Here is a 21,881-nt window from a genome sequence, read left to right on the forward strand (position 1 = left end):
AACGTGTTCCCCATGACGACACCGAAAAAACCGATCAGCTTTTTCGTCCACCATCAGGGCCGCGGCCACGCGCGGCGTGCCATGGCGATCATTCGCCACTTCTCACCTGAGCGCCCGGTGAGCGTGATGACCGCCGACCCGTCCTTGTTCGATGGCTTCGAGCGTGAGATCGACATCATTACCCTGCCCAACATGATCGGCGCGGCGGTGCCCACCCAGGCACTTTATGAGCAGCCTACGCCGTCGGTGATGCACTGCGTGCCCATGGGGGTGGTCGAGATGCGCCAGACCATGCGCCGTATTCTCGATCACCTGGACGATATCGACGCGGGCCTGTTCGTGATCGATGTCTCTGCAGAAATGGCGCTTTTGTCGCGTATCGCCAGCATCCCCGCGGTGAGCGTGCGCATGCACGGCGATCGCAACGACCCGGGCCACCTGGGCGCTTACGAGGCAAGCGTCGGGATGCTCGCGCCGTTCGACGAGCGCCTGGAGCAGGACGACTACCCCGCCGACCTGCGCGGGAAGACTTTCTATAGTGGCGGGCTTTGCACCACCACCGCCGCGGTGCCCAGCCGTGAAGAAGCGCGCCGTCGTCTAGGGCTCGATAGGGAGCGCGAAATCGTGGTCGCGCTGACCGGCGGCGGCGGGGCGGGCACGCCCTACGCGCCGCTCACCGTGGCCGCCCGCGCCGCGCCGCAAACGCTTTTTCTTACCATCGGCCCGCTGCATTTGGAAGGGCACGAGACCGATTTCGCCAATCTGGTGAACGTCGGCTGGGTGGACAACGTGGTGGACTACCTGGCCGCTAGCGATATCGTGCTGGCCTCGGCGGGGGACAATACCGTGCATGAGATCGCCATGCTCGAACGCCCTTACATCGTGGCGCCGGAGTGGCGCTACTTTGGTGAACAGACACGCAAGGCCGAACGCCTGGCGGCGCTTGGCGCGGCGGTGAACATGCCGGTGTGGCCTGGCGATTTCGCGGGCTGGCAGGCGGTGCTGGAAAAAGCCCGGGGGCTGGATGTCGAAAAGCTCGCCACCCTGTTCGATCGCGCCGCCGCCGCGCGCGCCGCCGAGTGGCTCGAGCGGTGTGTCGATGAGCTGTGGGAAGGGGCGCCCACGGTGTCCGCGGTGAACGCGAAAGCTATCAACGCCTACCTCGAGCCCTAAGGCGCGTTACCCAAAGCGCACGCTCGGCGGCAGGCGCGCGTTTTCGATCTCATTACTGCTTGGCTGGCGATGCACCTCGATGTGTGGGCTGTCCGGGGTCCAGCTGATCGCCCCGGCGTCATCGAACTGGCCAAGCCAGTAATCCATGCACCAGCGCCCCCAGCGCGCGTGAAAGCGCCGGGCGTTGGCGATGATCGCCTCGAAGTGTGGCCAGGGCGGGGCGTATATGGCGTGGTGCTGATGCCAGGCCAGCGCCCCGCCCACCCAATAAAGCGCGACCTCGGCCTGGGCCAGCCGCCAGGCGTAGTCGGTTTCTTCGCCGCCGTAGCCAACGTAGCCTTCGTCCATGCCGCCGGCGCGCCGGTGGTCTGCTTTCATCAACGCAAAGGACAAGCCCCAGAGGTTGCCGTGATCCGGCTCCGGGCGTATCTCGTTATCCTTGATTGCCGGGCGGGCGGGGTGTCGCTCACCCTCTTGATAAAGCGCTTCAAGGTCGAGCTCGCCGCTATCCGAGTAGCGCACCGCCCCTTCGGCCAGGTAGTGCACTTCGCCGATATAGAGCGCCGCTTGCAAGCCTAGGGCCTGGTGATAGCGCGCCACCAGCCTGGGCGAGGCGATGCAGTCCACATCCAGAAACACCAGCGCCTCAAAGGAGGCCGCCTCGACCGCGGCGTTGCGGGCGCGGGCCAGCGGCAGCGCCTCACCCTCGACCATCACGTGGCGGACCGGAAAACGCGTAAGCGGCAGGTTCTCTTCCGGGCTTGCCTGCATCCAGGCAATGACCAGCTCGTCCGGCGGGCGTGTCTGAGCGTTCAGGCTCAGCATCAGGTTGACCAGGTGGGCGCGGCGCCCGCGTACCAGGGTGAGCGCGCTTAGCTTCATGAGGCCACGTCGTCGTAGGTTTTGGTGGCCGGGCGGCGGCGCTGAAAGTGCTGAACGCCCTCGATCACCCCCTGGGCGTGGGGCGCTCGGGCGATGTAGACATGCCCCATGCCCGGGGCGCTTTCCAGGTCGTCGCTGTAGTTCGCCACCAGAATCGAGCATGTCGAGGCGCGCAGCATATCCAGGTCGTTACCCGAGTCGCCGGCCACGAACAGCGCGGTTTCCTCGACCCCCAGCGCTTTGCGAACGTGCGCCACCGCGCGCCCTTTGGAGGCCGCCTCGGGCAGGATGTCCAGGTAGCGGCCGTGGCTGTGTATCACCGTGGCGCGCAGGTTTGCACGCTGCAGGTGTGTGGTGATGCGCTGGGCCAGCTCGCCGTCATTGTCACTCAAATAGCTTAGTTTATGGGCGCGCTGCTCGAGCGGGCCTTGAGGGGCGATATCGCTAAACGCTTCGAGCGCTCGGGCCAGGGCGTCACGCTGCCAGCCGCGGTCGAGCGTCGCGCGCCAGCCGTCGTCCTGGCGGTAAGTGACGCCGTCGGGCTGCAGGTAATAAATCTCCGAACCCACTGAGGCGATAACCAACTGCGGGTGGGGAATGCCCGCCTGGGCGAGAATCGCCAGCGCGCTGTGAAAGCTTCGCCCGGTGGCCACGCCAAAGCCCATCTTTCGCTGGCCGGCAAACCACTGGTTGAACGCGCGCACGCCCACCGGGGAGCCGGTCAGGGTGTTGTCGATATCGCAAATCAATAGCGCCGACACACCGTCGAGCGCCTGCGTTTGCGGGGGCGTGCAAAGGCGCGCCAACAAATCGTGGTAGCGCTCGGTATGGCGCTGCCAGTCGAAGGCTTTCACTGCCTCGCGGCCGTTGTCGGCCATGCGCTGCCAGCGTTTGGTGTCACCGAACAGCGCCAGCGCTTCGCGGCCGATGTCCTCGGCGCGGCGCGGGTCGATCAGTATGCCGTTGCCGCACTGCTCGATGATATCGTTGGGTCCGCCGCTGTCGGTGGCTATGAGCGGCAGCCCCGCCGCCGCCGCTTCCAAAAGCGTGAGTCCAAAGGGCTCGTTGAGCGCCGGGTTGATGAAAATACCGCGCCGCTCTCGCGCCCAGGCGTAGAGCGCCTTGATATCGTCTGGGGCGTGGTGCTTGGGGTAGGCGACATGGCCGTAAAGATCGAAATCGTCGATCAGCGTTAAAAGTTCGTGCAGGTTGCCGGCAAGCTCGGGCTCCAGCCAATCGATATGCTCGCGAACCCCGGCGATGATGATCAGGTTGGCCGTTTCTCTGAGCGTGGCGTTCTCGCCGAAGGCCCGCACCAGCGTGGCGAGGTTCTTGCGCGTCACCGGCCGGGCGATGGCGATCAACGCGGGCTTGCCGGGATCGGTCAAAAAAGGTGCCAGCAGCGCATCCACCGCCGGGGTAGAACAGGCGTTTTCGAATTCGCTCAGGTGGCTGCCCGGGGCGATCACGCGAATCTTGCCCGGGGCGTAGTGGGCGTAGTCGGCGTACTGGCTCTCCGCTTCGTCGCGGGAGCTTGCAATGACCAACGCCGCTTCACGCATCGCGCGCTCTTCAAACGTGATGCGCCTGGAAAGTGCTGCCTTGGTCGGCTCGTCCAGAGAGTGGCCGTCGTGCGCCAGGCATTTCAGCTTACTGCGCCCGAGGGAATGGGCCGTGAAAACGAAGGGAATACCCCGGCGCGCACTGATCTGTGCGGCGACTTCGCCGGCATCGGCGTAGTGGGCGTGCAGGAGGTTCGCCGGCGCGGGCAGGGTGTCGAGCCAGGCGGTGAAGGCATCGACGAAAGAGGGTAGCTCCTGCCAAAGCGCTTCCTTGGCGAGGTAGTCGGGGCGTTGGCTCGGCAGACGGACCAGTTCGATTTTGGGGCTTATCTGCTCCACGCCCTGGCCGTAGTCGACATCGCTAAACTGGCATTCGAAGGCGCGGGTGACTAACGTTATACGCGTAACGAGAGGGTCGAGAGCGGAGGCTTCGACGAGCTCCAGCAGGTAGCGGATATGGCCGCCGGTGTCGGCGGTTATACCGTATTCGACGTCGTGACCTCGAAGGCATCCCTGTAACGCAATGTGTACGATATGCATGTTGTGAAGTCCTTTCACTTAAGGCTCAGCCACGCTATGCCCATTAAAAAGCGTATACGCATTGCCCAGGTTGCTCCAGTTATCTTTCCCACACCGCCTCTGGGCAGCGGAGGTACTGAGCGCATTGTGGCGGACTTGACCGAGGCACTCTTTAACTTAAATCACGATGTCACTCTGATCGGCCCTTCGGATTGCCAGACCCCGGCTCGGCACCTGGCTTGCGCGCCGAGCCTAAGCCAGCTGCAAGCGCTTCACGGCGCTGTTCCCCCCGGCGTGCCCGGCGTTTTGGAGGCGCGGGTATTGGAAAAGCTGCGCGAGCATCTGGATGAATTCGATGTGATTCACTGCCACGGCGAGTTCTGCCACGCGCCGCTTTTGGGGCGCCGCCGCGCCCACAGCCTGACCACCGTGCACTGGCGGGTCGACGAGCTCGACCGTCAGCTACTGTTCGAAGGCTTTCCGGACCTGCCGGTGGCGGCGATCTCCCACGCCCAAGCGCGCAGCATTCCTCAAACGAACCTGGCGGGGGTGGTGCATCACGGCCTCGATGCTGGCCGCTTCACTCTGGGAGCGGGGGATGGCGGGTATCTGGCGTTCATCGGCCGCATGACCGACCAAAAGCGCCCGGACCGGGCCATCGAGGTGGCGCGCGCCGCCGGCTACCCGCTAACGCTTGCCGGCGGGGTGGATGTCGGCAACCCGGACTGGTTCGACCGCTTCGTCGTCCCCGAGCTCGACGACGCGATTCGTCATGTGGGCACGATCGACGACGTTCAAAAGCAAACGCTGCTGGGCGGTGCCGCCGCGCTTTTGTTTCCCATCGACTGGCCGGAGCCCTTTGGGCTGGTGATGATCGAGGCGATGGCCTGCGGCACGCCGGTCATCGCCTGGCGAAACGGCAGCGTCGAAGAGGTCATCGAGCCCGGCGTGACCGGGTTCATCGTCGACTCGGTCGAGGAGGCGGTGGCGGCGGTGAAACGGCTACCCGAACTGAGCCGCGAGCGCGTGCGCGAACGCTTTTTGGCGCGTTTCACCGCCGAACGGATGGCGCGGGATTACCTCGATGTGTACCACGCGCTGTTAGCGCGCTAAAGCGCGCTGTCGGCTTTCAGCACCGTTTTGCTCAGCAGCGTAATGACCAGCGCAAGCGCCACGCAAAGCAGCGCCATGGTGATAAACACGTCGCGCAGCGAATCGAGCCACAGCGACATCCAGGCAACGATCACCGGCGAGATGAACTGGCCGAAGAAAAACGTCGAGGTGAAGCCGCCGAACACCCGCCCACGCACCCGCTCCGGGGTAATGCGCATCAGCCAAGTGGTGGTGTTGGGCATGAAAAGCCCAAGCCCCAGACCAGCCACCCCTGCCCCCATGATCGCCATGGGGTAGCTGTAGGTCAGACCCACGATCAAAAGGCCCAGTGCCGCGATCGAAAACCCCACCACGTAAATCGTCATCACCGAGAAAAACATCTTGATGCGCCCATAATAAAAGCTCACCACGCTAGCAGACAGCGCCGCCATGGAGAGGGCGATACCGATGGCCAGCCCGCTGGTATCGCCCTGGGCGGTGAGCAGAAACGGCAGCTGGGCGGGAAACATATAAAACATCAGCATGCTGATCATGGCGATCAGGTAGGCAAGCCCGGTACGCGGGATATCCACCCGTGGCAGGGGGGCCTGATCCGGGGTCGTGCCCGCGGTTTCCCGGTGAGGCTCCTTCAGAATGGCCCAGGCGTAGGGCAGCAGCAGCGCACCGGTAAGGTACAAAAGAAACGGCCCGCGCCAGCTCCAGTCCGACAGCACCCCGCCCAGGTTGATGAAGATCACCCCGCCGAGGGCCATCGAGCTACTTTGCAGCCCCAAAAAGCGCGCCCGCTCGGCGCCGCTGAAATAGTCGCCCACCAGCGTGGTGCTGATACTCAAAATACCCGCCACCGCCACGCCCATCAGCGCCCGCGAGGCCAACAACACCTCCACCCGGTCGATCAAAAACCCGGAAGCCCCGGCTAAGCCGTAGATCGAAAGCATGATCAGTAAGAGCGGCTTGCGGCCAAACTTATCGGCCAGATAGCCCATCAGCGGGCTGAAAAGCGTGATCATCAGCGCCGGCAGCGTCAGAATCAGCTGGATCAGAACCTGGGGTTCGTCCTCGAAAAAACGGCCGATGCCGGGTAGCGCCGGGGCGATGATCGCCCCGGACATCACGGTCATGGTACTCGCGAACAGCAGCACTGCTTTGGTGTGGGCGTTATGGTGAATGGCGCACATCCTCGTCATTTATGAGAGCGGATCGACTAGCTTAGCATATCTCTTAGCAGGCTACTTTTTTACACCGCACCGAGGATCAACTGCAGCGCAATAGCGAACATCATCACGGCCACGCCCAGGTCGATCAGCCGCCAGGTAACCGGCCTCGAAAGCCAGGGGGCAAGGCGGTGGCCTGCCAACGCCAGAGCGCTGAACCAAAGTGTCGAGGCGCTGATCGCCCCGAAAGCGAAGGCCGCGGGGGTTGGCTGCTGCGCGCCGAGCGAGCCGATCAAAAGCACCGTATCCAAATACACGTGGGGGTTTAACAGCGTGATGGCGAGGGTGGCCGAGAGAACCGCGGTCCGCGAGCGTTTCGCCCCGCCTTTCGCCCGTAGCGCCTCACTGCGCGCCGCGCGCTTGAGCGCCATTAACGCGTAGCCGATCAAAAATGCCGCCCCGCCCCAGCGGGCGAAAGCGAGCAGCAGCGCACTTTGCGAAAGCACGGTGGCAACGCCCAGCACGCCCGCGCCTATCAGCACCGCGTCGCAGGCAATGCACACCAGGGCGACGAGCACCGAATGCTCGCGCTTGATGCTCTGCGATAAAACGAAGGCGTTTTGCGCGCCGATGGCCACGATCAGCCCCAGCCCCATGAACACCCCGTTGAGATAACTCTGGCCCATCGCCTTTACCTCCTTGATCCGTTCGCCTTTATAAAGGGGTGGGCAGTTTGTTGGGTGCCAGGCTATAAATAAAACGAATATTCCCCATGCTGCATTAGGAAAACTGATTGCTCGACTACAAGCTCTTGGCCGCGTTGGCGCAGGTGATCGAACAGGGCGGTTTTGAGCGCGCCGCCCAGGCGCTGGGGCTCAGCCAGTCTGCGGTTTCCCAGCGTATCAAGCTTTTAGAGGCGCGCCTGGGTCAGCCGGTGCTCACACGGGTAACGCCGCCCGTGCCCACCGAGGCGGGCCGGCGGCTGCTCAACCACGTTCAGCAGGTGCGTCTTCTGGAGCGCGATTTGGGCGCGCTGGTGCCGGCGCTCAACGAAGGAGGCGTGAACCGGTTACGCATCGCGCTGAATGCCGATAGCCTGGCCACCTGGTGGGCGGACGCGGTCGCGGCGTTTTGCGAGGCGCATCGGGTGCTGATCGAGCTGGTCGTCGAGGATCAGGACGTGGGTTTGAAGCGGATGCGGGCCGGCGATGTGGCGGGCTGTGTTTGCGCCACGCCCCAGCCGGTCGCGGGCGCCGAAAGCGTGGCGCTGGGGGCGATGCGCTACCTGGGCGTGGCGAGCCCGGCATTCATCGACCGCCACTTTGCCGAGGGCGTGACCATCGATCGGCTCTATCACGCGCCGGCGATCATTTTCGGCACCGACGACCGGCTACAACACCGCTACGCGCAAGGCCTTGGCGTTGCGGAGGGCTTTGCCCACCATATCTGCCCTTCGTCGGAAGGGTTCGTCCGGCTGCTCGAAAGTGGGCTGGGCTGGGGAATGGTGCCCGAGCTTCAGATCGAGCAGGCGCTTGGCCGGGGGCGGCTGGTCGAACTGTGCCCGGGCCACGTGGTCGACGTGCCGCTTTACTGGCACGCCTGGCGTAAAAGCGGCGAGCTCTCGGCGCTTTTGACGCGCCATCTTCAGTGCGAAACGCGCCAAAGGCTGGTCGTTTGAGTGCGGCTCTGCGCCGCCCTGGCTGGCCGTGCCGGGCGCCACGCTTTATCATAGCGGGGACGCCATACGTCTTAAGCCATTCAAACGCGAGTTATCATGAGTCAACCCAAAACGCCTTTCATCGTCGTGCTGAGCCTGGCACTGACGATGATGCTGGGCCCCTTTTCCATGGACACTTACCTGCCGGCCTTTCCGGTGATCGGCGAGTCGCTTGGCGTTTCGCAGCAGTCGATCTCGCTGAGCGTGTCGATCTACGTGTTCGCGATGGCGCTGGGCCAGCTAGTGGGCGGGGCGCTGTCGGACCGTTTCGGGCGCCAGCGTATTTTGATGGGCGGGCTCGGGGTCTTCGCCGTCGCAAGCATTGCCATCGGTATGGCCGAGTCCCTCGATGCGCTGCTGATCGGGCGGGCGATCCAGGCGTTCGGTGCGGGCTGGACGCTGGTCTCGGTCCCCGCACTGGTGCGCGACCGCGTGGCGGGGCGTGACGCCGCCAAGCTCTTCTCGATGATGGGGTTCATCATGGTGCTGGCGCCGGGGGTGGCGCCCAGCGTCGGTAGCGCGATTCTCTCCTTTGGCTCCTGGCACTACATCTTCTTCGCGCTGGCGGTCTATGCATTGGTACTGGTGCCGCTGCTGATGCGGGCGGTGTTTTCCGGCAAGGGCAAGGTTTCGCGGGCCAAAAGCCCGCAAATGAGCCTGCTGGCGCGCTACAAACTGGTGCTTTCGACCAAACCGGCGCTGCCGTTCATCGTTTGGCAGGCGGCGTCGTTCTCCACCATGATGATGTTCATCACCTACGCCTCCTTTATCTATCAGGGGCACTTCGAGCAGTCGCCGTCGACGTTCTCGCTGCTATTCGCCGCCAATATTCTCACCATGCTGGTATTCAATATCTTCAACCGGCTGCTGCTCTCGCGCTTGCCGTCGCTGCGCATTTTGCAGCTCGCCTCGGGGTGCCAGGCCTTGGGCATGGTGCTGTTGATCACCGCCGCCTTCATGGACTGGCCGCTCTATGCCTTCCTGCCGGCCATGATGCTGACCATCGGCGCGATGGGGGCGATCACCCCGAACATTCAGGCCTGCTTTCTGGAGTTCTTCCCGACCAGCGGCGGCACGGCGGCGGCACTGTTGGGCGCCGCCCAGTTCGGCATCGCCGGCATCGTCAGCGGGCTTTCCACGGTGCTACCGCACACCCTCGAGGCCATCATTCTGGCCATGGCGGCCTGCGGGGCCATCGCGTATCTGATGCTGGCCCGCTCGATCATCAAGGGCCGGGCGGCCGTCGAGGCCAGCTGAAGCGCTGCGCGGCGCTCTCAGTTCGGCCCGAACCGCCCCTGGCGCGCCTCGTCGAGCAGAAAGTTCACCAGCGCCTGAAGCCGGATGTTGTGCTTGCTCTTTTGAGTGTAGATGAGCTGAATGGGCGTAGGGCCCGGGCGGAACTCATCCAAAAGCCTGACCAGCGTTCCCTCTTTTACGGCGCGGCGCACCATGTAGGAGGGCAATTGGGCCACGCCCAGCCCGGCCTCTGCGGCGCGTTTGATGGCGATGCCTTCGTCGAAACGGTAGCGATGATCGAGCGCCAGGGACGTATCTACGCCGCTTTCATCTTTGAATAGCCAGGGCCTGAGACGCCCGGTCGAGGCGCTTCGAAACCCCAGACACTGATGTTCACCAAGCGCCCGGGCCTTTTGCGGCGTGCCGTAACGCGCGAGATACTCCTTCGAGGCGACGACGACCAGGCGCTGGCGGTCCAGCGGCCGGGCAATCAGGTCGCTATCCGCCACGGTGCCGATTCGAACGGCGAGATCGACCCCTTCTTCGACGAGATGACACACTTCGTCGTTGAGCCGAATGTCCAGGCTGATGCCGGGGTGCAGGCTTGCAAACCGGGCAAGCATGGGGCCGATGACCCGAGCGCCGTACACCTTGGGTAGGTCGAGCTTCAACGTGCCGCTCAGTGTTTGCGCGTCCTGGCCGGCGAGCAGATCCACTTCCTTGAGTAGCTCCAATACGTGGGTGTAGCGCCCGAAGACGGCCTCGCCGATCTCGGTCAGTGCCACGCTGCGCGTCGTTCGGTTGAGCAGTTTCACCCCCAGACGCTGCTCCATGCGCGTCACGCTTTTCCCCACCGCCGAGGCCGAAAGCCCCAGTTTTCTACCCGCCGCGGCAAAGCCGCCCTGGCGTACGGTCTGCACGAACGCGGCAACCTGAGGTAAGGAGTCATTCGTTTGCTTGGTGTCCGGCATAGCACTCTCGCGTTGGATGGGCTCCCGTTACTTACCAAGGTGTGATTGCAGTCTTGTGACACATTAGCGCAAAGAACGTCCGCAATACTGGGACGACAAGGCGTATTCAAGACGTTGAGCGCTGGCGTTAGATTAGCGCCGTCTCAGCAGGCAACGCATTCTCAACGGGGAGTCCTCACCATGAAAGCAGTTACCGGCCTATGCCTTGGGTTACTGAGCAACGCCGCCCTGGCGTCGCCCTTAGTGCTTTATACCAACGACTTCGAAGACATCATCGGCGAGCGCTTCACCGCGGATACCGGCTTCGAGATCGAGGTCGTTCAGATGAGCGGCGGCAATTTGCTTGCGCGTATCGCCGCTGAGCGCAACAACCCCAACTGGGATGCGCTGCTGTTCGACGGGGTGGGCAGCCTGCACAGCCTGGACCAGCAGGGGCTTCTCAAACGCGACCTCGAGGTCGATAACCAGCGCCATCTCACCGAGCAGGGCCGCGCCTTGCTGCCCGAGAGCCGTGCCTGGGTACCGGCGGGCACGACCGCCTCCTGCGCCCTGGCGTATCGCACCGACCTGGTGGACCAGGCGCCGACCTCCTTCGATGACCTGACGGACAGCCGATTCGAAGGCGTGGTGGGCCAGGCGGACCCGGCGGTGGCGGCACCGGCGTATCCATGTGTTGCCTGGCTGCACTACGACCGGGGCATGGAGCAGGCGCGCGAGCTCTACTCCGGCATACTGAATAATGACCTGCGGGTGTTTCGCACCAATGGCCCGACCGGGCGGGCACTGGCCTCCGGCGAGATCTCCGTGGCGATGCTCTCTTCGCCCAACGCCTACGCCTTGAAAGAGTCCGGCGAGCCGGTCGAGGTGGTGTGGCCGGAAGGCGGCGCGCCGTCCTCGTCGCGCGGGGTCGCCATCCAGGCCGACACCGAACAGACGGAGGCGGCCGAGGCGTTCGCCAACTGGATGCTCGACCCCGAGACACAGCAGTTTCTAACCGACAACGGCGGCAAGGACGGACTGTTCCTGTCGCCGGTCGAGGGCGTCACGCCGCTTCCCTATGGCCCCGAGGCGAACGCCGTCTACAACGTGGCGCCCGCCGAGTGGGCCGCCGAGAACGAGGCGGCGATCAAGAACTGGTTCGCCGATCAGGCCGTTTACTAGGATGCAGGCCACGAGAAACCGGCGCGGTCTGGGGCGCTTCAAGCCCGACACGCTGCTCGGTGCGGCGATCACGCTGGTACTGCTGGTGCTGGTCGCCGTGCCCATGGCGCTGGTGCTGGCGCAGGCGTTCTGGCCGGGCATCCTGCAAGGCGATACCCGCTTTGCAGGCGTAACGAACCTGGCCGAGCTTTTCCATCGCCGGCTTTGGCGCGTGTCGCTTTTTAACTCGCTTTACCTGGCGGGCTATACGGCGCTGTTCGGCACGCTGATCGGCGGGGCGCTCGCCGTGGTGCGCCAGCAGTGTTCGGCCTGGGGCGCGGCGGCGCTGGATCTGTGCGCCTGGGCCATGCTGATCGTGCCGTCGTTCATCGTCGCCCAAGGGTGGATACTGTTCAGCATCAAAAGCGGTATCGCCGCCCAGTGGCTGGGCGCTGACTGGGTGAACGCCGCGGTCTTTTCGCCGCCGGGGCTGGTGGCGATCATGTGCTTCAAGAACTTCCCGTTCGCGTATCTGGCGATCACCGCCGCCATGCAGTGGCACGTCAAGGAGCATCAGCACGCGGCACGCCTGTGCGGCGCCGGGCCGCTGCGCACCCTGGCGACTATCCGCTTGCCGCTGCTGGCCCCCGCGATACTCTCCGGCATGGTGCTGGTGTTCATCGACACACTGGGCGACTTCGGCCTGCCCGCGGCGCTGGCGACGACCTACCGGTTTCCCACGCTGCCCTACACCATCTTCACCGCGATGAACCAGTCGCCGATTCGCTTCGATCTGGCCGGGGTGCTCTCGGTGTACCTGATGGCGATTCTGGTGGTGGCCGTGGCGCTGTATCTGTGGCTTCTGCGCCGCTCCCGGTTCGATTTTCTGACCGCCAAGGCCGAGGCGGGCCGGCCGGCGACGCGCGGGCATCCGCTGCTCACCGCGGCGGCCTTCGGCTTCGTGGCCGTCGCGGTGGGCATTCCGATGGGCAGCAGCCTGGTGGTTTCGCTGTTGGACAATCTCGGCGACGGCGTAACGGCGAGCAATATGACGCTCGCCCACTACCAGACGGTACTGGCAAGCGGCTCGGGGCTGCGGGCGGCGCTGGCCAATTCGTTTCAGATCGCCGCGATCGCCGCCGTGGCCAGTTTGCTGGTCGCTTTTTTGGCGGCGTATCTGCTCACGTTCAGCCAGTTCTACCTGAACGGGCTGATCAACGTGATCTCGACCATCACGCTGGCCGTGCCCGGGGTGATTCTGGGCGTGGGGTTCATTTTTCTGTGGAACCACCCCTGGCTCGACGCCCTGGGGCTCAGCCTTTACGGCCATCCCGCCTTGCTGGTGCTGGCGGGTATGGCCGGTGCCATTCCCATCGCCATTCGCGTCTTGCTGGGGGCGATGGGGCAGATCCCTCACTCCTTCATGGCCGCTGCGGCCTTGCAGGGGGCGGGCGTATGGCGGCGGCTTTTCACCATCTTGCTGCCGCTGACGCTAACCGCGTTTCTCTCTGCGGGGCTCGCGAGCTTCGGCTCCAGCGTGTTCGATCTGGCGATCACCTCCATTCTTCATCCGCCCGGTTACGAGGTGCTGCCCGTGGTGATCAATCGCATGTTCCAGCAGGGGCTCTACGGCGAGTCTACCGCCTCGACCCTGGTCGCCGCGGCGCTGACGCTTGGCGTGATTCAAGCCGTTCACATGAGCGCGCGGCGACTGTTTCAACATCTATTGCATACGCACCCGCCAAAGACGCCGGTGCCGGCTGACAACGCCGAGGTACGCCATGCTTGAACTCTCTCATTTGGGCCGGCGCTACGGCCCCGCAGTTGCGCTGAGCGATATCAGCCTGACGTTGGCGCCGGGGCGCGTGCTGGCGGTACTCGGCCCGTCCGGGTGCGGAAAATCCACCCTGCTCAAGCTGATTTCCGGGCTGGAGGAGCCAGACAGCGGCGAGGTGCGCATCAACGGCCAGCTCATCGCCAGCCCCGGCTTTTCGCTGCCGCCGGAAAAACGCCCGATCAACATGGTCTTTCAGGACTACGCGCTTTGGCCGCACATGAACGTGCGCCGCATCGTGGGTTACGGGCTGACCGCGCTTTCGCGAGTTGAACGGCGCCAGCGCGTGGACGAGCTGTTGGCGCTTTTACACCTGGAGGATTACGGCGACCGGCTGCCGTCGCAGCTCTCCGGCGGCCAGCAACAGCGAGTGGCCATCGCCCGGGCGCTGGCCACCGACCCGGACGTGCTGCTCTTCGACGAGCCGCTCTCCAACCTGGATGTGCAGCTGCGTATGGAGATGCGCTTCGAGCTGGCCGATCTTTTCGAGCGGCTGAACAAGACCGTGCTCTACGTCACCCACGACCCGCTGGAGGCGTGCGCCTTCGCCGATGAGCTTTTGGTGCTCAAGGAGGGCTACCTGGAGCAGGCGGGGCCGGTACGTACGCTATTCGCCCAGCCGGCCTCGCCCTGGGTGGCGGGGCTTGCCGGCTTCGATAGCCGGCTGACGGCGCGGCTGGAGCACCCGCTCGACGAACAGACCTGGCAGGTGGCGGTCAACGGCCAGCGCCTGGCCTGCTGCTTGACGCAAGAGGCCCGGGGTGTGGCCGGCGAGCCGGTGAGCCTGATGCTTCACAGCGGCTCCATTCGGCTGTGCGCGCAGGATGAAGCCGAGCAGCCGAAGACGAACTACCTCTCGGGCACCGTACGCCAGTGCCTTTTCGAGGGCCACCAGTGGCGGCTGCGCCTGGACCTGGGCGGCACGCTGCTCTCCTTGACCAGCGAGCAGCCTCATGAGCGCGGCACTGCGCTGCGCGTCGCCTTTCCGTACCACAGCGCGCTGGCATTCACCTAAGGAGGCCCGTGGCTTTATATGTGGTAGGCGATGTGCACGGCTGCATCGATGATCTGGAAGAGGCGCTGGGGCGGATCGGCTTCGACCCCAACGTAGACCGGCTCTGGAGCGTGGGGGATCTGGTGGGCAAGGGACCGCACTCCCTGGAGGTGCTACGCCTGGTGGCCTCGCTGGGCGATCGCTTCCAGATGGTGCTGGGCAACCACGAAACGCGGCTGCTGGGCCAGCTGGCCGGCGCTCATGGGTCGGGGGACGGCGCCCTCGCGCCCGTTCTGAGTGATAAAGGCAGTGTCGACTGGAAGCACTGGCTGCGCCAGCAGCCGCTTTTGCTGCGCGAGCCTTCGCTCGAGCTGACGCTCTCCCACGCGGGTATCTTCCCCGGCTGGAGTCTGGCGCTGGCCGAGCGCTACGCGTTCCAGGCAAGCCAGGTGCTGCGCATGGCAAACGATGCGTGGCTCGCGCAGCTGGCGCTCTCGCCTTACCGCCATACCCAGGGCGGCATGGATAGCTGGCAGCACATCATCTGCGCCTTCACCGAGATGCGCTACTGCGACGTCTCCGACCCGAACCACCCGACCATCGACTTCACTGCTAAATCACCGGCCCAAAAGAGCGCCTCACTGGTGCCCTGGTTCGACGCCTGGCCCATCCAGTCCGGCATATGGGCGTTCGGCCACTGGTCGAGTCTTCGCGGTGAAACAGGGCGCGCCGATATCCGCTGTCTGGATACCGGCTGCGTTTACGGGCGCACGTTAAGCGTGGTGAGAGTCGTTCAAGGGGCGTTGATCGATGTGTGAATCGACCCAGGCGAAGGCGCTTACGGTATTCAGCCGCAAGCGCCTACCGATTGCCGGTTGAGGGGGAGCGCTAGAAGAGGGCCCGCACGCAGAAGTACAAAAGCGACGGCGCCAGAAGCGCGCCCAGGCCGGTGTAGAAGGTGGCCGTCATGGCCCCATATGGCACGAGCTTCGGGTCGGTGGCGGCGAGCCCGGCGGCCACGCCGCTGGTGGTGCCCATCAGCCCGCCGAAGATCATTGCCGAGCGTGGGTTGTCCAGGCCGATACGGCGCGCGGCGATCGGCGTGAGCACCATCACCAGAATCGACTTGAACAGGCCCGCGGCGATGGAGAGCGCAATCACTTCCGACGAGGCGCCGATGGAGGCGCCGGCGATCGGCCCGACGATATAGGTCACCGTGCCCGCGCCGATGGTGGTGAGGTTGGCCGGGTCGCGGTAGCCAAAGGCGTAGGCCACGGCCACACCGGCAATGAAGGAGACGATCACGCCTAAAAACAGCGCCAGAATCCCGCTCAGCCCAGCCTGGCGAATCTCCTGAAAACGCACCCCGTAGGCGGTGGCGATGATCGCTAGATCGCGCAACATTCCGCCGCCCATCAGGCCCAGCCCGGCGAACAGGCTGATATCCGCTAGCCCCTTGGTGCCGCCGGTATAAATACCGCCAAAGTAGGCCAGCGCTAGGCCCACCATGATGGCGATGGCGGAGCCGTGGACGCGCCCGTTGGTGAGCTTGGCGCTCACCAAGTAGGACACGTACATGGCCGCGCCCACCAGGGCGAAGGCGGCGATCAGGTGCTGGGTTTCGAGCTGCGTCAATAGTGAGTCAAGCATGGTGGCAGCTCCTTAGCGGGCGTGGTGGGGGCGCGTGGGACGCGCGGATTTGGCAGGGCGGGCGGTTTTCTTCGAGCGCGACGCCGGGGCGCGCGAGGCGACCTTGTCGACCGGCGTTTCATCCGGCGCGGGGGGCGGTGTTTCGGCCTCTTTGGGGCGGCCCAGCTTGGTCAACGCCGGGACCAGGGCGAAGCTTGCCGCCACCGCCAGAAGGCTTGCCAACAGCGCAATCATCCCGCCATCGATGGCCGCGGCCACGTTTTGGCTGGCCGCCATGGCGACCACGATGGGGATATACATGCCGTTCCAGAACGTGATACCGCTTTCGGTGCTGGCGGGCATCTTGTTCTTGTCGATGAGATAGCCGCCGAGAAAGATCAGCAGCAGCATGGCGATGCCGACACCGCCTACGTTGGACTCCACGCCGAGCAGCATGCCCAGCACATCACCTACCCATAGGCCGACCAGCATGCAGCCGGCCAGCAAAGCGACTCCGTAAATTACCATGGCGTTTTCCTATCGTTGTCTTTGTTTTTAGGGGATACCGGCGCCGTGTCGTCAGGGGGTTACATCGGCGCCTTGAGTGGGTGGGTTAGGCGTTGGCGGCCGCCGGCTTCTCGCTGAACGTATCGGCGTAGGTATCGCGCAGCTGGTTTTTTTGTACCTTGCCCATCACGTTACGCGGCAGCGCCTCGGTAAAGAAGACGCGCTTGGGCTGCTTGTAGCGCGCCAGGACATCCTTGATCGCCTCGAGAATCTGCGCTTCATTTACGTTGGCCGACGCCTTGGGTACCACGACGGCAACCACGCCTTCGCCCAAATCGGCATGGTGTACGCCAATGACCGCGGACTCCTCGACATCGTCCAGGTCGTCGATGAATTGCTCGATCTCCTTTGGGTAGACGTTGTAGCCGCCGGAAATCACCAGGTCCTTGTCGCGGCCGACGATGTTCAGGTAGCCCTTGTCGTCGATCAGGCCCAAATCGCCGGTGATGAAGTAGCCGTCATCGCGAAACTCGGCGTCGGTTTTTTCCGGCATGCGCCAGTAGCCCTTGAACACGTTGGGCCCGGTCAGTTCGACCATGCCGGTTTCGCCCTGGGCAAGCTCTGCGCCGGTTTCCCGGTCGGTGATGCGCACCGTCACCCCCGGCAGCGGCGTGCCCACGGTGCCCGGGCGGCGCTCGCCCTCATACGGGTTGGACGTGTTCATATTGGTTTCGGTCATGCCGTAGCGTTCCAGAATGGCGTGACCGGTGCGTTCGCTGAACTCGGCGTGGGTTTCCGCCAACAGCGGCGCCGAGCCCGAGATGAACAGGCGCATGTTGGCGACGACCTCGCGGTTCAGGCGCGGGCTTGCCAGCAGGCGGGTGTAGAACGTCGGTACGCCCATCAGCACCGTGGAGTCCGGCATCAGGTCGAGCAGTTCCTCGACGTCGAGTTTGGGTAGGAAGGTCATCGACGCGCCGTTGATCAGCGTGACGTTGCACGCAACGAACAGCCCATGGGTGTGGAAAATGGGCAGTGCGTGGATCAGATGATCGTTCTCACTGTACTGCCACGCCTCGGTGAGTGCCTGGCTGTTGGAGGCCAGATTCTGGTGAGTCAGCATCGCGCCCTTGGAGCGCCCGGTGGTGCCCGAGGTGTACAAAATGGCGGCCAGGTCATCGGCGGCTACTTCGCATACGGCGTCGGTCTCTTCAGCACTGGCGGCTTTTTCCATCAGGCTGCCGTTGGCGCGAGTGCCAAGGCTCTCGACCTGGGCACCGCCGCTTTTCTCGGCGATGGCGCGGGCCTCGCGATGCACCTCCGGCCGGCAGACGAACAGGCGCGGCTCGGCGTCTTCCAGAAAGTAGGCGATTTCGCTATCGGTGTAGGCGGTGTTCAGCGGCAGATACACCGCGCCGACCTGCAGGCAGGCAAGATACAGCATGACGATCTCAGGGCTCTTGTCGACCTGAACGGCGACCCGGTCGCCAGGCTCTACCCCAAGCGTCAGCAGCGTCGTGGCGATCCGCCGGCTTTGGCCGAGCACATCACTGTAGCGGTAGCGCTGGCCGTCGAGGGTGTCCATCAGCACTTTGTCCGGCGTGCGCTCGAAGTGCGGGTAAAAGTGCAGGTAGAGGTTATGGTTCATAAAAGACTCCTTGTTATTGTCGTCAAACGTATCCGGGGCTTATGCCTTGGCCGGCGATTTCGCCGATGGCTTCGCCTCTAAGTACTGGCTTGCTTGATTCGCCTGGCGGCGAATGTCGCTGGCGCACACCACCGTGTGATCGATGCTGTACGCTTCGTGGTTCTGCTCGATACGGTTGAGCTGATAAAGATAGTTCACCATTAGGCCGTGGGCCTGCTGCAGACCCTTGCGAGAGGTGTCCGCGCGCCAGTTCAAGCGGTGCAGGCTCGCGCCGTTGCCCAGGTGAAAGCGCGCTACCGGGTTCAAGGGCTGGCCGCTTTTGTGTTTGACCTCTGTCAGGTAGTGGGCCGCCAGACGCATGAACTCCTTGTGCGCGGGCGAGGAGAGCTCCTTGCTTTCGTGGGACTCCAGATAGGTCGTGAGCTCCTCGGATAGTGTGGCCGTCCCGCGTATCTCATCCAGCCAGTCCGCAAAGCCGGGCACCGGTGAAAGGGTGACGAAGTTCTTGATCTGTGGAAGCTCACGGCTGAGCTCCTGAACGACCTGTTTGATCAAAAAGTTACCGAAAGAGACGCCCTTGAGCCCCTTTTGACAGTTGCTGATGCTGTAGAACACGGCGGTGTCCGCGTCCTCGAGCGGCAATTCTTCGCCGTGCTCCAGAATGTTTTGTACGTTGCCGGGAATGCCGTCACAAAGCGCCACTTCCACGAAAATCAGCGGCTCGTCGCCGGTGGCCGGGTGGAAAAAGGCGTAGCAGCGCCGGTCGTCCGGGTCGAGACGGCGGCGCAGGTCGTGCCAGTCGCCGATTTCGTGGACCGCCTCGTAGCGAATGATCTTTTCGAGCACCGCCGCCGGCGTGTTCCAGTCGATGCTCTCGAGCATCAAAAAGCCGCGGTTGAACCAGGAGCCGAACAGGTGAGCAAAGTCGCTATCCAGCGCCGAAAGCTCCGGGGATTGGTGCAGATGCTTGAGCAGGTCGGCGCGCATGTTCACAAGCTCATAGGTGCCGCCGGGGCAGAGATTCAAACGGCGCAGAAGGTCTTGTCGGCGCGGCTCGCAGGCGTTGAACAGCCGCTCCAGCGAAGCGTTGTCTTCGCGCTCGCAGTAAGCCTGGTAGGCGCTGTGAATATCGGCAGGTTCCGCGGCGTAGTCGTTGGCTAGAAGCTGAAAGAATGCCTGTTTCTCCTCCTCGGTGAGCGCCTGATAGTGCGCCAGCGCTTGCTGCGCCAGCAGTATCTGGGAGGCCTCGCCGGTACGACCCATCAACCCCTTGCAAGCGGCGGCGAGCCCCTTGAAGTGGCTGTCGCTGTCTTTCTCGTTGCCCAGGACGCTACTTAGCTGACGCGTACGCGTACTAATATTGGTGAGCAGCCCCTGGAGAAACGTCATATTCATGTTCATGCGCATCGGCCTTATTGTGAATCGGTGGGCGTACTGCTTGTTACGACGCCAGCGCTTTATAATTGTGAGTTAGCGTGGTAAACATTAAACAGTGCGGCATGTTGTATATAACAAATAGAGCCAAAGAATTTATGAGTCAAGGCTTGAGGGGGTAGACTTATGGCGAAGGTGTCCCAGGCGCAGCGGCTGCGCGACCTGCTGGAAGATGCGATCGTCGCCGGGCGCTTCAACCCCGGCGAGCGCCTCGACCCGGATGCGCTGGCGCTGGAGTACGCCTGCTCACGCACGCCGATTCGCGAAGCCATTCAGCAGCTTGCCGTGTCGGGCATGGTGCAGGTAGTACCCAAGCGTGGCACCTTCGTGACCCAGTTGGGCGTGTCCGAGCTGGTCGAGCGTTTTGAAGTCATGGCCGAGCTCGAAGGGCTTTGTGGGCGCCTCGCCGCCCGGCGTATTTCCGGCCAGGAGCACGTCGCGCTGACCCAGGCGCTTAAGGCGTGCCGCACCATGGCCGAGCAGGGGGATACCAACGGCTACTACTACGAAAACAGTGTATTCCACCACTGCCTCTACGCGGCCAGCCATAACCAGTTTCTTGCCCAAGAGGCGGCGCGGCTCCATGCGCTGCTACAGCCCTACCGGCGGATGCAGCTTCAGGTGCGTATGCGCGTCGAGAGCTCGCTGGCCGAGCACGAAGCCATCGTCGAAGCGATCGAGGCCGGCGACGGCAAAACGACCGAACGCCTTCTGCGCGAGCACGTCACGGTTCAAGGCGAGCGCTTCAACGACCTGGTGGCGTCGATTCGAGAACTCGAGATGGCGTGATACACCCGCGCTTGCAACGAAAAAGGCCACCCGCATGGTGGGGGTGGCCTTTTTCTAGTGCCCTTTTTGGTACGATCGCTCTTTAACTGCTGACGCCTTCTTCGCGGGCGTCTTCTTCGCCTTCCTCGATCAGCTCATCGGCTTCCTGTTGCTCCTGGGCCGAGGCCTCGGGCGCGTCCGGGTCTTGTTCGGCGGCCGTCAACGTTGCCGTGATGGCGAAATGATCCGACCCCGCAAGCGTTACGCGGTCCAGCGCGACGAGCTCGAAGCCATCCGAGACGAACAGATGGTCGATCGGGTAGCGCCAAAAGGGATAATCGACGTGGTAGGTACTCAATAAGCCTCTTCCGCGGCGCGGATCCTTGAGATCGCTCAAGCCCATAAATAGCTGGGTCGTATTGGACCAGGCCGCATCGTTGAAGTCCCCGGTCACGATCCAGCGGCTGTCCGGGTCCTGTTCGACGCGCTCGGCCACGAGCATCAGTTCCGCGTCGCGCTCCCGGCTGTCCCGGCGTTCCGCGTCGCCGCCATCGTCTGGCGTGCGCTCTTTAAGCCCCGGTGGCACCGGGTGAATGCCGACATAGCGCACCGCCCCGATGCCGGGGACGTCCAGGGTGGCAAAGACCGACGGCCGGCGCTCGGACACCAAATGGGCCACTTCTTGCGCCTGCAGAGGGACGCGGGACCAAAGCGCGATGCCTAATCCTTCCTCACGCACTTCGCCCACGTAGTGCTCATAGCTTTCGTCCAGCGGGGCCAACCCCGCTGCCCACTCGCGATCGATCTCGATGATCAGCACGACGTCCGGGTCTTCGCGCTCGATCAAATCCAGCGCCTCGGCGTAGCGGTCATTGGTGTAGTCGACGTTGGCGGTCAGGATTTTGAACGTGGACTGGTTCTCGAGGGTTCGCGCATCCGCCTCTTGCACCTCCTTCGGCCAAACCGGGGTAAAGGGCAGGATATGGGACACCTGCCACCCGCCGGTTACCAGCAGCAGCGCAAGCAACACGCCGTGCTCTTTTCGCGCTCTTCCAAGCCAGGCATGCAAGGTCAGAAGCAGCAGCACGACGGCCAATACCACGCTCAGCTGCAGGCGCGGAAACTCCCAAAGGCGGATCGACCAATGACCGCTGGGAATCTCAGGCAGTAGGCTGACCGCTATCAAAACAATCGTCAGAACCCGAACGATCCAGAGTAGAGTTTTTAAAAACATGAGGGTGCTCGAATGTGGCGGGGCGGCATGATGAATGTCGCCCCGGCGTTAGGACGGTCATGCACTTGGAAGTAAATCAGGTGGCAGCTTGCCAAGCGTAAAGCCTGGCATCGCCCCTTAATTTCGATTCGAGACAGAATAGCGGGTTATCGTGCAAAACGACATCCTGGCTTTTCACTCACGTGGCCTGAAAAACTGCCGGTGCGAAAAGCCAGCCAAAATGCCGGGCACAAAAAAATGGCCACTTGCTCGAAGAGCTAAGTGGCCATTTTTCTAACAATTAGTGGTCGGAATAGCAGGATTCGAACCTACGACCTCTGCCTCCCGAAGGCAGCGCTCTACCAAGCTGAGCTATATTCCGGCGCT

19 protein-coding genes and 1 tRNA gene are annotated in these 21,881 nt (G+C 63.6%); 9 read left to right on the top strand and 11 right to left on the bottom strand.

What is annotated here, in order from left to right:
- Window positions 1-12: 12 nt before the first annotated feature.
- A complete protein-coding gene (locus ACWHRL_RS01215) occupies window positions 13-1,173 on the top strand; it encodes a glycosyltransferase (protein ID WP_447894904.1) in 1,161 nt (386 codons plus the stop codon).
- Between the two features lie 6 nt (window positions 1,174-1,179).
- On the opposite strand, the gene ACWHRL_RS01220 is transcribed toward ACWHRL_RS01215, so the two are convergent.
- Both ACWHRL_RS01220 and ACWHRL_RS01225 read right to left on the bottom strand, forming a co-directional pair.
- Window positions 1,180-2,055, bottom strand: coding sequence for a glycosyltransferase family 2 protein (locus ACWHRL_RS01220; protein ID WP_447894905.1), 876 nt, complete (start codon window positions 2,053-2,055; stop codon window positions 1,180-1,182).
- Entirely contained in the window at window positions 2,052-4,157 is a 2,106-nt protein-coding gene (locus tag ACWHRL_RS01225; protein WP_447894907.1) for an HAD-IIB family hydrolase, read from the bottom strand. Before ACWHRL_RS01225 ends, ACWHRL_RS01220 begins: the two co-directional genes overlap by 4 nt.
- Window positions 4,158-4,193: 36 nt before the next feature.
- On the opposite strand from ACWHRL_RS01225, the gene ACWHRL_RS01230 reads away from it, so the two are divergent.
- On the top strand, window positions 4,194-5,249 hold the full coding sequence (locus ACWHRL_RS01230; protein WP_447527484.1) for a glycosyltransferase family 4 protein: 1,056 nt from the start codon (window positions 4,194-4,196) through the stop codon (window positions 5,247-5,249).
- Here ACWHRL_RS01230 and ACWHRL_RS01235 read toward each other — a convergent pair.
- Complete coding sequence (locus ACWHRL_RS01235) at window positions 5,246-6,436, bottom strand: MFS transporter (RefSeq protein WP_447894908.1); 1,191 nt, start codon at window positions 6,434-6,436, stop codon at window positions 5,246-5,248. The genes ACWHRL_RS01230 and ACWHRL_RS01235 overlap by 4 nt on opposite strands.
- 50 nt (window positions 6,437-6,486) lie before the next feature.
- Window positions 6,487-7,089, bottom strand: coding sequence for a LysE/ArgO family amino acid transporter (locus ACWHRL_RS01240; RefSeq protein WP_447894909.1), 603 nt, complete (start codon window positions 7,087-7,089; stop codon window positions 6,487-6,489).
- A gap of 107 nt (window positions 7,090-7,196) precedes the next feature.
- Between ACWHRL_RS01240 and ACWHRL_RS01245 the strand changes: the two genes are divergently transcribed.
- Together ACWHRL_RS01245 and ACWHRL_RS01250 are read left to right on the top strand one after the other, a co-directional pair.
- Entirely contained in the window at window positions 7,197-8,081 is an 885-nt protein-coding gene (locus tag ACWHRL_RS01245) for a LysR family transcriptional regulator ArgP (protein ID WP_447894910.1), read from the top strand.
- Between the two features lie 96 nt (window positions 8,082-8,177).
- Entirely contained in the window at window positions 8,178-9,377 is a 1,200-nt protein-coding gene (locus tag ACWHRL_RS01250; RefSeq protein WP_447894911.1) for a Bcr/CflA family efflux MFS transporter, read from the top strand.
- Window positions 9,378-9,394: 17 nt separating this feature from the next.
- On the opposite strand, the gene ACWHRL_RS01255 is transcribed toward ACWHRL_RS01250, so the two are convergent.
- Window positions 9,395-10,327, bottom strand: coding sequence for a LysR family transcriptional regulator (locus ACWHRL_RS01255; RefSeq protein ID WP_447527489.1), 933 nt, complete (start codon window positions 10,325-10,327; stop codon window positions 9,395-9,397).
- A gap of 180 nt (window positions 10,328-10,507) precedes the next feature.
- Between ACWHRL_RS01255 and ACWHRL_RS01260 the strand changes: the two genes are divergently transcribed.
- From ACWHRL_RS01260 to ACWHRL_RS01275, 4 genes are read left to right on the top strand one after another with little or no spacing between them, the layout of a single operon-like run.
- Window positions 10,508-11,488: an extracellular solute-binding protein gene (locus tag ACWHRL_RS01260; protein ID WP_447894912.1), complete on the top strand. Its 981-nt coding sequence runs from the start codon at window positions 10,508-10,510 to the stop codon at window positions 11,486-11,488.
- A 1-nt stretch (window position 11,489) separates the two neighbouring features.
- Window positions 11,490-13,256: an ABC transporter permease gene (locus tag ACWHRL_RS01265; RefSeq protein WP_447894914.1), complete on the top strand. Its 1,767-nt coding sequence runs from the start codon at window positions 11,490-11,492 to the stop codon at window positions 13,254-13,256.
- Entirely contained in the window at window positions 13,249-14,316 is a 1,068-nt protein-coding gene (locus ACWHRL_RS01270) for an ABC transporter ATP-binding protein (protein WP_447894915.1), read from the top strand. The genes ACWHRL_RS01265 and ACWHRL_RS01270 overlap by 8 nt, the downstream gene beginning before the upstream one ends.
- A gap of 8 nt (window positions 14,317-14,324) precedes the next feature.
- Window positions 14,325-15,113: a symmetrical bis(5'-nucleosyl)-tetraphosphatase gene (locus ACWHRL_RS01275; RefSeq protein WP_447894916.1), complete on the top strand. Its 789-nt coding sequence runs from the start codon at window positions 14,325-14,327 to the stop codon at window positions 15,111-15,113.
- A 70-nt stretch (window positions 15,114-15,183) separates the two neighbouring features.
- Here the strand turns inward: ACWHRL_RS01275 and madM are convergent, their stop codons facing one another.
- From madM to ACWHRL_RS01295, 4 genes are all read right to left on the bottom strand, one after another.
- Window positions 15,184-15,945 (bottom strand): malonate transporter subunit MadM, encoded by a 762-nt coding sequence (gene madM, locus ACWHRL_RS01280; RefSeq protein ID WP_447527494.1) that lies wholly within the window; start codon window positions 15,943-15,945, stop codon window positions 15,184-15,186.
- A gap of 12 nt (window positions 15,946-15,957) precedes the next feature.
- Entirely contained in the window at window positions 15,958-16,452 is a 495-nt protein-coding gene (gene madL, locus ACWHRL_RS01285; protein WP_447527495.1) for a malonate transporter subunit MadL, read from the bottom strand.
- Window positions 16,453-16,537: 85 nt separating this feature from the next.
- Complete coding sequence (locus tag ACWHRL_RS01290) at window positions 16,538-18,079, bottom strand: malonate--CoA ligase (protein WP_447894917.1); 1,542 nt, start codon at window positions 18,077-18,079, stop codon at window positions 16,538-16,540.
- Window positions 18,080-18,118: 39 nt separating this feature from the next.
- A complete protein-coding gene (locus ACWHRL_RS01295; RefSeq protein ID WP_447530484.1) occupies window positions 18,119-19,474 on the bottom strand; it encodes a malonyl-CoA decarboxylase in 1,356 nt (451 codons plus the stop codon).
- 165 nt (window positions 19,475-19,639) lie between these two features.
- Between ACWHRL_RS01295 and ACWHRL_RS01300 the strand changes: the two genes are divergently transcribed.
- The gene (locus ACWHRL_RS01300) at window positions 19,640-20,302 is read left to right on the top strand and encodes a GntR family transcriptional regulator (RefSeq protein WP_447894918.1); all 663 of its coding nucleotides are present in this window, start codon (window positions 19,640-19,642) and stop codon (window positions 20,300-20,302) included.
- Between the two features lie 82 nt (window positions 20,303-20,384).
- Here the strand turns inward: ACWHRL_RS01300 and ACWHRL_RS01305 are convergent, their stop codons facing one another.
- Complete coding sequence (locus tag ACWHRL_RS01305; RefSeq protein ID WP_447894919.1) at window positions 20,385-21,515, bottom strand: endonuclease/exonuclease/phosphatase family protein; 1,131 nt, start codon at window positions 21,513-21,515, stop codon at window positions 20,385-20,387.
- Between the two features lie 284 nt (window positions 21,516-21,799).
- A tRNA-Pro gene (locus tag ACWHRL_RS01310) sits at window positions 21,800-21,876 on the bottom strand.
- Window positions 21,877-21,881 lie beyond the last annotated feature (5 nt).

It is taken from the genome of Vreelandella sp. GE22, assembly GCF_968212445.1.